11 protein-coding genes and 1 tRNA gene are annotated in these 13,545 nt (G+C 47.2%); 2 read left to right on the top strand and 10 right to left on the bottom strand.

The annotated features are described in order from the left end of the window. Positions 1–72: 72 nt before the first annotated feature. The gene (locus DWB79_RS00420; RefSeq protein WP_016522161.1) at positions 73–708 is read right to left on the bottom strand and encodes a PrsW family glutamic-type intramembrane protease; all 636 of its coding nucleotides are present in this window, start codon (positions 706–708) and stop codon (positions 73–75) included. A 455-nt stretch (positions 709–1,163) separates the two neighbouring features. Here DWB79_RS00420 and DWB79_RS00415 point away from each other — a divergent pair, with 455 nt between their 5' ends. After that, a complete protein-coding gene (locus tag DWB79_RS00415; RefSeq protein ID WP_016522160.1) occupies positions 1,164–3,263 on the top strand; it encodes a methyl-accepting chemotaxis protein in 2,100 nt (699 codons plus the stop codon). A gap of 155 nt (positions 3,264–3,418) precedes the next feature. Here DWB79_RS00415 and DWB79_RS00410 read toward each other — a convergent pair whose 3' ends face one another. The 6 genes from DWB79_RS00410 to DWB79_RS00385 form a co-directional block, all read right to left on the bottom strand. Beyond that, the gene (locus tag DWB79_RS00410; protein WP_016522159.1) at positions 3,419–3,706 is read right to left on the bottom strand and encodes an HPF/RaiA family ribosome-associated protein; all 288 of its coding nucleotides are present in this window, start codon (positions 3,704–3,706) and stop codon (positions 3,419–3,421) included. 404 nt (positions 3,707–4,110) lie between these two features. Continuing rightward, positions 4,111–5,886 carry a selenocysteine-specific translation elongation factor gene (gene selB, locus DWB79_RS00405; RefSeq protein WP_016522158.1) on the bottom strand — a complete coding sequence of 592 codons (1,776 nt, stop codon included), beginning with the start codon at positions 5,884–5,886 and terminating at the stop codon, positions 4,111–4,113. 34 nt (positions 5,887–5,920) lie between these two features. After that, on the bottom strand, positions 5,921–7,270 hold the full coding sequence (gene selA / locus DWB79_RS00400; protein ID WP_016522157.1) for an L-seryl-tRNA(Sec) selenium transferase: 1,350 nt from the start codon (positions 7,268–7,270) through the stop codon (positions 5,921–5,923). Positions 7,271–7,275: 5 nt separating this feature from the next. After that, positions 7,276–8,652: an MATE family efflux transporter gene (locus DWB79_RS00395; protein WP_016522156.1), complete on the bottom strand. Its 1,377-nt coding sequence runs from the start codon at positions 8,650–8,652 to the stop codon at positions 7,276–7,278. Between the two features lie 22 nt (positions 8,653–8,674). Then, positions 8,675–9,403 (bottom strand): glycogen-binding domain-containing protein, encoded by a 729-nt coding sequence (locus DWB79_RS00390; RefSeq protein WP_016522155.1) that lies wholly within the window; start codon positions 9,401–9,403, stop codon positions 8,675–8,677. A 130-nt stretch (positions 9,404–9,533) separates the two neighbouring features. After that, the gene (locus DWB79_RS00385; RefSeq protein WP_016522154.1) at positions 9,534–10,523 is read right to left on the bottom strand and encodes a tRNA dihydrouridine synthase; all 990 of its coding nucleotides are present in this window, start codon (positions 10,521–10,523) and stop codon (positions 9,534–9,536) included. Positions 10,524–10,791: 268 nt separating this feature from the next. On the opposite strand from DWB79_RS00385, the gene DWB79_RS00380 reads away from it, so the two are divergent. Continuing rightward, positions 10,792–10,873 (top strand) — tRNA-Leu (locus DWB79_RS00380). 52 nt (positions 10,874–10,925) lie between these two features. Here DWB79_RS00380 and DWB79_RS00375 read toward each other — a convergent pair. The 3 genes from DWB79_RS00375 to DWB79_RS00365 all read right to left on the bottom strand — a co-directional run bounded on the left by DWB79_RS00375 (position 10,926) and on the right by DWB79_RS00365 (position 13,541). Continuing rightward, on the bottom strand, positions 10,926–11,681 hold the full coding sequence (locus DWB79_RS00375; RefSeq protein ID WP_016522153.1) for a hypothetical protein: 756 nt from the start codon (positions 11,679–11,681) through the stop codon (positions 10,926–10,928). Further along, on the bottom strand, positions 11,662–12,393 hold the full coding sequence (locus tag DWB79_RS00370; RefSeq protein ID WP_016522152.1) for a YggS family pyridoxal phosphate-dependent enzyme: 732 nt from the start codon (positions 12,391–12,393) through the stop codon (positions 11,662–11,664). Before DWB79_RS00370 ends, DWB79_RS00375 begins: the two co-directional genes overlap by 20 nt. 158 nt (positions 12,394–12,551) lie before the next feature. Further along, positions 12,552–13,541 carry a glycosyltransferase family 2 protein gene (locus tag DWB79_RS00365; protein WP_016522151.1) on the bottom strand — a complete coding sequence of 330 codons (990 nt, stop codon included), beginning with the start codon at positions 13,539–13,541 and terminating at the stop codon, positions 12,552–12,554. Positions 13,542–13,545: the final 4 nt, after the last annotated feature.

Genomic DNA, 13,545 nt, shown 5'->3' with positions numbered 1-13,545 from the left:
TGACTTAAAGTAAAACATCGCAAATAAACTTAAGGGAAACCTCTAAAAACTGCGGTTTTTAGAGGTTCTTAATTAAGGACGCGAAGGCGTAACAAGCCGTGCTGCATATAAGCAGGCAATGCCGAGTACCGCCGCTGCGGGGAGTATGAAGCCGCCGCCCAGCGAAATAAAAAAGTTATAAAGCCCGTGGAGAACAACCGCTGCGAGAAAGACGAACGCAGCTTTCCGCTTTGTTTTTGTGTATGCCATTGATGCATAAAAACAGCCGAGCGCCCCGTGTAATACGGCGGCGGTAACAAGCCGGAGAAACTGCACGTTGGAATACCGCAAACTATATGAGATATTTTCAAAACTGCTAAAGACAAAGCCGAAGAATACGCCAAGCAGCATACTCTGTGTAATCCCGAATCTTTTTTTTAAAACCATAGCAGCCGTTAAACCGAATACCGCTGCTTTAACACCTTCTTCTATCAAGGCTGCCGTAATAAAGCTGTTAAACAAGAGCCTCACCGCTTCCGATTGTTTTGCAATACCGGCATCTAAAAAAGTATGCACACTATGCTGGAGCGCAAGCACCGGAAGCAGTGACGCTGCCGCTGCAAAGAATACGGCGGCAAGCGCATAAACGGGAATGTGTTTTTTTATTGCAATATAGACCGCTGCGGCAGCCGGTAAAAACGCGGTAATTAACAGTCCGATAATACTCATACTGAATGTACCGCTAGCAGATCTTCCCGCCGAAGAGATCAAATACGGTAACTAAAATTTTCATATATCCTTCTATTCATCTTTTCTTAGAACGAGTGTCATAAAAAGAACGGAGTTTTGAGAGATATCTGATAGCCGTAACTTTTTCTGATATATTCTATCAAACTTATAGTCTGTTGTCTATTTGCACGGTAGGCCGATCGTATTGGATAAACAGATAGGAATCGCAGAATAACAGAGACTGCTACGCAGAACCAATACTTTTCAAAAGAAAGGGTTGAATATTATTCTGTGGACGAGTTTTACAAAGTAGTTGATGCGTTTCTCATAAAGTCGGATACGTATTGTCATCTCTGCCAAACTTAGATATAGTAACTATATTATTGTAGAAAAGGGAGCCTCTAAAAACTAACCGACTTGTTAGAGGATTCCAGTATGTGGAGGTATTTCTCTTTATGCGGGAAAAGAAAAATTTTTCTATTCGTAAGAAACTGCTTATCATTTTTGGAACATTGATTACGGTAGCCGGTGTTATACAAGGTTCGTTGGCGCGGTATACTGCGCAACAAGCCCTTACTGCGCGGGTTAATGCGCATCTTATCGACAAAGTAAATGATATTGCCTTGTTTATCAGTAGTGATATTGCCAGTGACTTCAATTTTTTACGCGGATTTATGCGTAATCCGGCGATGAAGGATCCTTCGGTATCTTTTACGGAAAAAACACGAATCGTGCGCAGTGATTTCGGCTATGCCGACACTCTCAATTTTTTTAATATATGTGACACTAAGGGAAACAGCTATTATGCCGACGGTACGGTTACCTTTGTCGGGGATACGGACTGGTATAAGAGCGCAGTCAATGGGGATTCATTTATTACCGCACCTCATATTTCAACGGCAACTAAAAAACTGGAAGTTATTTTGGCTGTTCCGCTATTAGATAGCGATCGTGAGGTTATCGCTGTTTTGGGAGCCGGCCTTGAGGGAACCTCTATTTGCGATATCATATCCGAAATCAAAATCGGTAAAACGGGGAATTGTCATATTTTAGGGACAGACGGAACAACCATTGCTCACAAGAATATGTCAATCGTGGAAGCGCAACAAAATACAATGGAATTGGCAAAGACCGACCGCTCCTTTGCATCTATCGCAGAGTTTCAGCGGCAAGCGGTTTCAGATTCTTCCGACGGTATCGGTTATTATACTTATGATGGTAAAAAGCATATTGCAGCCTATACGAAAATGCCGGATACGGAATGGACAATTATTATTGCCGCCCCAGCGGAAGAGTTTCTCGGTGCAATTACAGATTTTCGTAAACTTATCATTATTATCAGTATTATTATCCTTGCGGTAACACTGACAATTATATTTTTTATTGCGGCAAAGATGGTCGCTCCCGTTCAGACAGCTGTTAATGCGTTGAAAGATATTTCGCAAGGAGAGGGCGATTTGACCGTGCAGCTTCCTCTTATCGGTAATGATGAAGTAACGCGGCTATCGGAATATTTTAATGAAACGATTAAAAAGATTAGAACTGCCATACAATCTATCGACAGCAATGCTGAAATGATGCGGTCAATCGGCGATGAACTTGCTCAGAATATGACCGAGACTGCACAAGCTGTCCATAAGATAAATGAAAATATTGACGGCGTAAAACAGCAAGCACTGACACAAACTGCAAGCGTCGGAGAAACGGCTGCAACGGTTGAAGAAATTATCAAGACGATACGGCAATTAAATACCCGCATAGAAAGCCAGTCGGCAAGCGTATCTATTTCCTCTTCTGCGATAGAAGAGATGGTCGCCAATATCGCATCGATTACCGATACGCTTGAAAAGACGGACGGGGTTATTAAAACACTTGCGGAAGCGACCGCCGACGGACGAGAAATCATCGTAAATACCGGCAGTGTTACTCAAAAAATTGCCGAAGAGTCGGGAAGTTTGATGGAAGCCTCAAGTGTCATTCAGCATATTGCATCGCAAACAAACTTACTCGCAATGAATGCCGCTATTGAAGCAGCTCATGCCGGTGAAGCCGGTAAGGGGTTTGCCGTTGTCGCTGACGAAATCCGCAAACTTGCAGAAGATTCTGCTGCGCAGGGTAAAACAATTACCGCAACGCTTAAGAGTTTAAGTGCGGAAATCGAAGGGCTTTCTACGTCTTCAAAAGTTGCCGGCGAAAAATTTGCTACTATTTTTACGCTTTCCGATCAGGTAAAAAATATGAGTACCCGTTTAACCGAGTCGATGAGAGAGCAGGAAAACGGGAGCCGCGAAGTATTGGATGCTATTAAAAATATCAGCGAGGTAACTGTTGAAATAGAAGACGGTTCAGGTGATATGCTGAAAGGCGGAGAAGGGGTCGCGCACGAAATGCAAAAACTCGACGGGCTTACCAACACAATCGCAGCAAGTATGAAAGAAATGGCGGCGGCGGCAGTGCAAATCAATAATGCAATCCAAGGCGTAAAAGAAATCACCAATAAAAACAAACGAAGTATCGAAAATTTGGCACAGGAAGTATCTAAGTTTAAAATATAAGAGGTGAGCTGTAAAAATTATTACATAAGCCGTACCATTGATTTCGGTCAAAGACTTGCCGGTATTCTTGATTACGGGTGATAAGGGGAGCAATTTTTACGCCTCATTATAAAAAAACGGCTAATCCGATGGGGATTAGCCGTTTTGCGGGACTGTTATTTTTTAGCTTGTATCTTATCTTTTTCTTTTCGTACTTTTTGATCCAAAATATCCATCAATTTATTGACCCCTGCGTTAAAGTCATAATCTTCGGTGGAAACGTGTGCGGTTCCACCCTTAAAATTGACGGTACATTCGTAGGTGAACTTTTTGTCGAATTTTATCGTGCAGAGGACATCGACAATTAAATCTTCCGCATACTTAATCCGTTCAAATTTCTTGTGTACGAAGGTTTTTTGATCTTCGTCCAGTGTAAATTTTACCGCCTGTAAATTGATGTTCATACGAGACCTCCTATACGGTATCAGGTGTGTGAAGGCGCCGCAAAAGTAGCTGCCTTTTGAAGCCTCCTTCTTTCGGGTCATTCTAAAAAGGTTGAACACATTTTTAGAAACCTTCTTTATTAAGTATACGTAATAAAATGCAAAAAGTCGAGGAGAATCCGCACACTTTATTTTAAAAGAAGGGTAATCGCACCAGACAAATAAATCATAATCGCAGAAAAAGGAAGACTATGAGACCATTTGAACCATCTTCAACTGTTGTACATCCATGTACATCAGTTGAAGGCGAGTTTTGTGCACGCACAAAACATCGCTACTATATGGAACCACTGCCATCCTTGGCAGTTCTGGTCGAATAGCCTCTCTTTTCTGCGGGAATATGAAAAGAAGTTGATGTGGTTACTCTACAAAACGATTCGGTCATTCTCCTGCCGCTTTACCTTGCCGTTTTTTTCCAGAACATTGAGCAGGGGGATAACATATTTGCGCGAAAGATTGGTCGCGGTACGGGCGTCTGCAATGGTGATGATGTCGCCTGCTTTTTTCCCTTTTAAGATAGCGGCAATCGCTTTATCGTATATCTCACGGTGGTAGTGCAAAAAATTTTCCAATACGACGAGCTTACCGAGCTTTACCAAATCGCGGGCGTCTTTCCGCACCTGCGGCAGCTGGATTTTATCTATTTCGATACCGTCGAACCCTGCTTTAAGCGCCAACTGTAACAGCTGCTGTGCCGTTTTCGACAAGGTATCCCCGCTGCCTGCCAGCTTATACACACTGCCTTCATTGGCGAGTTTGTTTTCCGCACACAGTTTTTTCAGGATTTCCTGCCGCACCTTTACCGGCACAGCCGTATCGATTTCCTCTGCAGTAAAACCTGCCTGACTTTTCTTTGCGGTCTCTAAAATCTTTGCTTCCCATTCGGCAAGCTTTTTGGTAAAGATGAGCTGTTTGCCGCAGGCCGTAACGTCTTTTGCGTCAACCGAAAGCTCCTTAGGTTCCGCGCGGTCTTTCTCTATAAAGCCGGTGATAAAAAAGCCGCAGCTTTTCCACGACGGTAATTCCCGTCCGGCATACACCGAAAAGAACTGTTTAAAGACGGATGCGCGGTAGGAGTCAAAGGCCGCAAGTATTCTGCATGAGGCAAGAATTGAGCTTCCGCCATGCCTGATAAGGACGGCTGGTTGGTTCCATCGTCCGGCGATAGGTTCCTGCAAGGACACCCGCGCCAGCGTAGGATCGGTTTTGTTAAAGTGAATTGCGCCGATGGCATTGGTACTGCCGGTTGCAAGTTCCAGTTCGATATGATTTTTGATGCCGGCGCCGGTTTCCTGTTTGTTAAAATATTCATCGACACGGACGAGCAGCTCGGATCCTTGCAGTACGGGACTTTCGCCAAGGCCTGCAAGCAGCATACCGCGCGCTACCTTTTCTTTTTCGGATATTTTCAGGTTGAGCGCCGTCCGCATTCCCGATTCGGAAGAAGATACGTCGGCGTGGTGATTTTGGATGTTTTTAATCTTGCACTCGGTTCCGTCGGGATAGAGTGCAAGCTGATCGCCGACGGCAATGCTTTTACCGCGGAGCGTACCGGTTACCGTGATGCCGATTCCTTTCAGCGTAAAGGCGCGGTCGATATACAGGAACGGCTTATCCAACGGAGCGGTACGGACGGCACTCAATAATTCCGTAATTTTTTTCTTGAGTTCGTCGATACCGGCGCCGGTATGTGCGGAAACTGCCACCGAGGGTAATTCCCGTCCGAGGATTTCGCGGCAATGACGATTTGCATCTTCCCGTATCAGCTCGATCATATCGGGATCGGCCAAGTCGGATTTGGTTATGACCAACAGGATGGAGTTGATATGCATCGCTTTAAGTACCCGCAGGTGATCCGACGACATCTGCATCCACCCGTCGTCCGCTGCGACAATCAGCATTGCCGCGTCAAGTCCCCACGTGCCTGCCACCATGTTACGGATAAACCGTTCGTGTCCGGGAACATCGACGATGCCGATCGTTCCGTGTACGGGATCTTCCAAGGCGGCAAAACCCAGCTCAATTGTCATACCCCGCTTCTTTTCTTCGGGGATGTGGCTGGTTTCCACTCCGGTTAAGCATTTTACCAATGCGGTTTTGCCGTGATCGACGTGTCCGGCGGTTCCCAAAATATATGCCATAGCCAACGCACCTCTGTGATTTTTTAACGAACCTCTAAAAGCCGGGCGAGTTTTTAGAGATTTCCTGTAATTCTTTGATAATATAGATATCATCGGCAGGATTTACGGCGGCAAGGTGTAAGAGCAGCCTGTCCTCCGAAATAATAGCGATAATCGGAATGCTGCAAAACCGCAGCGCTGTCTTTACCGCTTCCGGTTTATGCGTGTGCAGCATAATTGCCCATGACGGGAAGGCTTCGTCGGGGGTGCTGCCGCCGCCGAGCGAGAAAGGGTAGGGGACAACACATGCGGTTCCGGACGGCAGTTTTCTTACAAGTTTTTCACTGCGTTTTTTTATCACGGCAGGGTCAAGCAGCAACGCTTCGGCCGCGGCGCTCTTTCCGTTATTCAGATAGTGCACGAGGGTCTCTTCCATTAGAGCGGCAACGGCGCGGCCTACCCGATAGGTGCGCATCAGCGGATGGCGGGCAATGAGGGCGATTAAATCTTTTTTGCCGGTAATCCATCCGCACTGCGGGCCGCCGAATACTTTATCCCCCGAGAAACAAACGAGGTCGGCGCCTTCTTTTAATAAGGCCGGTACGGTCGGCTCATCTTGTAGGCTAAGCGAAATAACGCCTGACCCTTGATCCACCGCAAGAATAACCTCAGGCGGCAAGGCCTTGCGGATGGCGGTAAGGGAAGGTTGCTCCGTAAAGCCGCGGATTTTATAGTTTGAGGTATGCACCCACAGCACCATCGCCGTCTGTTCGGTAACGGCGGCGGTAATGTCTTCAAGGGTGGTGATGTTTGTGGTGCCGACTTCTACAAGCGTACAGCCTGCCTCCCGCAGAATATCGGGAATGCGGAAGCCGCCGCCTATTTGCACCTGCTGGCCGCGCGCAACGATAACCTCTTTTCCGCTTGCAAGCGCTTTAAGTAACAGAAACACGGCGGCGGCGTTGTTGTTCAGCATCAGCGCCGCTTCCGCACGGACAAGCGTACTCATCGCTTCGACAGCAAAGGGGAACCGCGGTCCCCGTTTGCCGTCCTCCAAATCCATCTCGATAGCCGAGTATGATTGGGCGGCTTCCTTTGCCGCATCCCAAATACCGTGCGGAAGCGGGCTTCGTCCGAGGTTGGTGTGCAAGATAATGCCCGTCGCGTTGATAATCTTCGAAATCCGCTTCCGTATATGCTGTGTGCACCGCTGCCGGATGTCCGCTATACACGTATCAAAAGACGGAACGGCGGCTCCTTTTAAAGCCTCGGCCCGTATCTGCTTGATATACTCCGATACGATAGAGGCTACAATCGGTCTGCCGAGTTTTTCGATGCAGCCGGAAAGCTCGTGATGTGAGAGCAATTTTTCGACTTGCGGTATCTGTGCCAGTGAACCGTGCATGGCGGTTACTCCTTTGTTTCAGTGGTGATGGTGAGTGCCGACACCCATTTTGTCCGCAAAATGAGGACAGTTGCGATGAGCGCAGTTGTCATATTTGAAAAGAGATTTCCCCAAAAAATAGCGTAGTATTGCAAGACGTGTTCCGTTGCCAATACAAAGATGTAACGCAGCAGCCATATACGGAGTACACCGAGCACAAGCGGCATCTTCGTTTTGCCGAGCCCGATAAACGCACCTTGAATAGTCATACAAATACCGAAGCCGATAATCGAATAGGTGTAGATGTTGAGCGCATTGTTTGCAATACCGATAATTTCCGGCTCCCGTCTGAATAAGACGGTCAGATAAGGCGAAAGCGGAATCATAATCGAAATCATTATAACGGCGATAATGATGCTGGTGATGCAGCCGAGAAGACAATCCCGTTTTGCCTTTTGCGGATATCCTGCGCCGATGTGCATACTGACCATCGTAGTAATTGCCGCGCTAAAAGCCGCAGGCAGGTTGAAGCACAGTGCATTGATATTGCTCGCGATTCCCTGCGCCGCAACGACGATCGCACCGTATCTTTCAATTTCTTTATTGATAAGGAAAAAACCTAAGTACAAAAAAGAATAGTTGAACATTGCCGGAAAACCGACTTTCAGAACCTCTCTGATGATCTTTGAATCGAACTTGAAGTTTTTGACATCGAGCTTGTCCGGACTTTTGTGGATGAACAATTCGTATACCATCCAGACTGTGATCGTTGCATTTGCCAAAAGAGATGCGAGTACGCACCCGAGAATTTCGAGCCGCAATACATAGAGAAAGAGAAAATTCCCGACAACTTTCATAATAAAGAGGATGGTCATTCGGGTAAAAGCCGCTTCGGGTTTCCCATTCGCGTTTTTGATACCGTTGTATACGGACTCCAAAAAGCTGAACGGTAAGACGATACTGTACCACGCGATGTACTGACGGACATACGGCGCTATATCGCTCTGCAAGCTCCGTGAAACCGCCACACTGATGATAAGGAGTAGTGGCGCGCTAATGATACCGAGCATAACCGCGAATAAGAATATCTGTGCTGCGACCCGTTTCCCTTCTTCGATTGCGCCTCTGCCGTTCAGCTGCCCGATAATTGCCATCGCAGCAACGCTTAATCCTTGCGATAAACCCAATACCATCGAAATAATCGGCTGAGAAAAAGTTACCGCCCCCGTTACTGCATAACCGGTGAGGTTATTGATAAAAAGCCCATCGGTGAATGGCATCATCGCTTGCACGGTATTCATCAGAAGCGAGGGAAGAGAGAGAATAAGCAATGTTTTAATAGGGTTGGCGGTCAGGATGAGTTCGCGCCGCGCTTCCGTCGATTGCTTCAGGAATGTCTTCATAGGCGAAGAGACACTATGGCTGTTATTTAACGGAAATAACCGAAGCTGTTCTCCCGTCGGCCATGTAGACGTGTTCGCGGTTTGTCGTATCGGGAATTTGCTTTCCGTCTTTAAAGTATGCATAATACCAAACGCCATTCGGCAGCGGAAGGTATAATTCGTATCTACCCGGCATCACCTCTTCCAAGGTATACATAAAGGGATCCCAGTTATTGAATGTGCCTGCTAGGTATATCCGTTTGCCCGATTCTCCTTGATAGACAAAACGAGTTCTGCCGTTATTTTCAACAGCGGTTCTATATTCTTTTTGATACGGAATCTTTAAAACCGAAAGAGACATTCCGGCGGAGTAGTCGAAGATTTCATCGGGATTGAGCGGGTCTGTAGACCAGAGACCGTTGATAACCAGCCGATAGCGCAGCTCTCTCATTTCTTCCGGTATTTGCATGATGTAGAAGAGAATTGATTTTTTGGTTTCGGTGCTATCATCGCTTCGATACAAGCGCTGGAAAGAATGAATTGATTGAAAGTTTTCATGTTCAAAGGCGATACCGACATGGCGTGCGGATCCGGCTGCCGTAAAAATGATATATTTTCCGGTGATAAGCGGCGCATCCGTCCGTGCAATTGTTTCAACAAGTTCGCCGTAGGTGTATGTGTCGATGGTAGTTTGCTCCGCCGCTTGCACAGCGATCAGTATACACAAGAAAAAAAAGACCGCCACGGCTTTTTGCCGTATTGCATTGCGCATGATGTCCTCCCCGAATATTTTAACCGTATATAAGGAAATGCCAATTACAATTACTGGTAGTTAATCGGCTGTTATCTTTTAATAATAACATACTTCCATTTAATAAGCATCGGAAAATAATCCGAAAACTTTATATTTCGATCAGTTTATCACTTGGCGACTGCTCAAAGTAGGTATGCAGCACGCGCTCCATTTCTTCTCGGTTCTGTGCCCGCAGCAGTTGTGTTCTGCAATAGTGCGCAAACGAAAAGTTGTCGCAATAAAACTGAAAGAACCGCTGCGCCCGCGTAAGGAAGAATTCCGGCGGCTGTTCGGCTTCGAGGTAGTGCAAAAACGATAACGCCGTTTGTTCAAGGTCGATACGGTACGGTGCGGAAGTCGAATCGTCAGCGTGGTTGCGGCGTATTGCTTCAAAAATCCACGGCATTTGTACCGCTGCGCGTCCGATCATCCACCCCGCGCAAGGATAGTGCTGCGCGGCGGTTTGCAGTTTCTCTGCCGAATTGATGTCTCCATTGCCGTATACCGGAATAGGCAAATCCTTCGCGAGCGCTGCCGTGTATTCGTGGAGAGCCGGCCGCGCATAGCTTTGCCGCTGCAGGCGTGGGTGGATCGTGATAAGTTGCACGCCTTCATCAATCAGCATCGTACAAAAGCGTAAAAGATACGCATAGTCGGCGATCGCACCGATCCTCAGCTTTACGCTCAATCTAAAAGACCTGCCTTGCGCCGCAGCATATCCTTCGAGCGCTTGTTTAGCCGACCGTACCGCTTCGGCTGTCGTGTTAAGCGGCTTCAGCATCCATGCAATACCTGCTCCCGTTCGTACAATCGGCGGAGCGGAACAGCCCATGTTTAAGTCAACCCCGATGCCGCCGTGCTGCAGTACGATAGGTATCACCTGTGCGAATGCCTCCGCCTTAGGCGAGGTCAGCTGCCATACCAGTTTTTCCGGCACGGGATTTGCCCGCAGGTACCACTGTTCAAACCGCCCGCCCGCAAGCAACGACGGCGCATGAATCATCTCGGTAAAGTATTCGTCGGGATCGCCGAAAGTATGGATAAGCATCCTCAATCCCGAATGACTGATATTCGCAAGCGGCGCCAGTATGAGCTTCATCGCCGCTCACTGTAACAAAAAGGGCGAGGTTTTGCAATGTGTGGAATTCCGCACATTTTTTTCTAGCAACAGGGCAAATATATCAGAAGAATAGATCAAATACCGCAGAATAAAGAGGCTGTGAGACCATTTGAACCGCGGAGTGGTTCAACTCTGGTTGAATAGCCTCTTTATTCTGCGGGGATATTACATAACTCTGATGTGTTTGCCATGATTAAGGCCTTGACTTTATTTGTAATCTTAGATATAGTACATCACTGTTACAAATGCGGCGGTGGTGGAATTGGTAGACACGTCAGCTTGAGGTGCTGATGCCGCGAGGTGTGCTGGTTCAAGTCCAGTTCGCCGCATGAAGGCTTCTTTTGAAATTCAAAAGAAGCCTTTTTTTATGCACGAGGAATATCAGTTTCCTGTATTCTGCTTGGAAGCTGTCGTTTTTGTGTCTTTTTTTGTAAAGCTGATCGAAGCTTTTGCTGCGCCTCCCGAAAAGATGATGCGGCGTTTTGCTTTCGCGTTGCCGTATTCTCCCGGGCTTTTGGTAAGCTCATTACCGGCAATGGTGAGCGTCCCTCCGTTTTGGACGTAATCGATATGATATTCAGCCTCTTCCGAAGGGAAGATTATGGCAGCGGTTGCATCGATTATGGTGAATGCGCAAGATTTTACAATTTGCGTTTTATCAAAGGACAGCGCACCTCGCGCACTATTGATTACGGCATTTTTAAATACGCATTCGGTCGTTGTTACCGATCCCATATTCAACATCGCAAGGATATGTACCGCCTGCACTCCTTCGAGTCGGATATCCGCACGGTTTACCCGTATGCTGCAATTTTCCAGTAACATCGTTTTCGGTATAAAGACATACAGCGTGCCCTGTGAAGGAGTCATTTGGCGTATCCGCAGTGTTTTTTGCGTTTCTATGCAGGAAAGTTTTTTGCCTTCCGCAAGTTCAAATCGATACGCGATGCGCTCTTCATCGAATGTTTCCGCAATCAAATGTACTTGAGAAAGCTCAATGTCAAGGCCGTTGGTTTTCGGCCGTGCGTAGGTAAGTTCCTCGCCGAAAGCGGCTAATGCGGATAACAAGAATACAACTGCAAGCAAACTCTTTTTTTTCATCATCTCTTTATCATCATTATGAAGGGGTTTGTTCATTCCAGTAGTAGGTATCCGGATAATGACGTTCGCCGAATATCGCCGTACCGATACGTAGCATCGTTGAACCTTCTTCAATGGCGATTTCCAAATCGCCTGACATCCCCATCGAAAGAATATCCGTAGAAACATTGGGTAGTGCCATTGCGGTAACGCGCTTTTGTACCTGTTTAAGGCAGCGGAAGCACGAGCGCACCTTGTCTTCTTCTCCGGAAAACAACCCGATGGTCATAAACCCGCGGATAGTGACGTGGGGTAGGGTAGCGATGGCTTTTACTAATCTTTCCGCTTCTTCCGGCGCGCAGCCGAACTTGCTTTCTTCCGCTGAGGTGTTTACCTGCACTAAGATGTCGAGTTTACGATCTTCTTGTGCAAGCCGTTGTTCCAGTTTTTGCGCCGTATCAATGTTATCGATTGATTGGATACATTGAGCATATTGAATCACCTCTTTAATCTTATTCGATTGCAGATGTCCGATAAAATGCGTCGTATGCGGAACTGCGGAAAGCGCTTCGTATTTATCGCGCAACTCCTGTACCTTGTTTTCGCCGATTAACGTGCAGCCGCAGGAAAACGCTTGTAGAATCCGCTCCGGCTCGACGGTTTTAGTTGCAAGCAGCAGCTGAACTTCTTTTGGATCGCGCCCTGCCTTTTTGCACGCCGCTTTAATCCTTTCCATAATATGCAGGATGTTTTCTTGAATAAGTTCCATAAAAATGTACCGTATGCTCCTGATACCCTAAAGTAAACCTGTTCGGAAACTTCCGTTTCGGAACGGGTCTAGTATATAATCCCTTTGGTATTTATGCAATGGAAAAACAGACGATGTAACACAGCATCAGGTATGCAGGAAAGGGTAATTCTCAATTCTTAATCAATAATTCCCCACCACTCATTCAACATAGCTCGTGCCTCTTCTTGTAATGCAGGCGTAACGCAGGCTTCCAACTGTGCGAGGTTATCGGTGCGGTATGAACGCCCGATGGCTTTGGCCGCTTTGCGTATTTCGCTACCGATAGCGGGGTGCTCATCCAAATACGAAAGAATAATGGTAAACACCGAAGCGGCAGAGCACACTTTTTCCCATTCGGCAAGCTCGGTGATTTCTTTGCGGGAAGTAACACCGGTGTTGATGCGGTAGTTGTATACGGTTTCGGGTATGCCTATGTAGGTACCGGCATGTAAGGCAATAAAAAAGAAGGTAAGAACGTCTTCTGCCATGGTGCAATAGGTAAAGGGAATTTCTGCGAAAGCTTTTTGGACAAGACTGGTTTTAAAGAGTTTGCCCCATAAAAAGTCCGAATAGAGGTGTTCTATCAGAAATCCGTGCATAATTGCATCGCCGGTAAGAGTACCGAAATACACATGTGCTGCTTTTTGTGCAAAGGTTTCGATGCGAGCTTCCGGCTCCCCTTCCGTACCGAATACCGCGGCCTTTCCATGCACAATATCCGCGCCGGAGGCACAACTAGCATCGTATAGGATGCGGAGAGCCGCGGGAGGCAATTCATCGTCGGAGTCGGCAAAGGCGAGATATCCCCCCGATGCAGCGTTCACTGCTGTCCGGCGCGCTTCCACCAGCCCAAGGTTTTTTCCGTGTTCCAAAAATACAAACGGCAGCCCCTGCGCTTTAAACCGCTTTGCGTACACTTTAATAATCCGCTCAAGTTCTTTTGTGCCGGGGCTGCCGTCATTGACAACGATAGTTTCAAACAGCGGCGCTTCCGCCTGCTGTAACACGCTGTCTAAAAACCGCCCGACAAGCCCCTCCGTCCCGTACACCGGCACACAGAGGCTGACCGGCGGCTTTTGCTGCGCAGTACGCCGGAAGCGCGCCGCGCAGCGTTGGAGAAAAGTCATCTTA

The sequence above is a fragment of the Treponema medium genome (assembly GCF_017161265.1).
Taxonomy (GTDB): Bacteria; Spirochaetota; Spirochaetia; order Treponematales; family Treponemataceae; genus Treponema; species Treponema medium.
The sequence above is the reverse complement of the archived record's forward strand: the minus strand, read 5'-3'. Positions and strand labels throughout refer to the sequence as shown.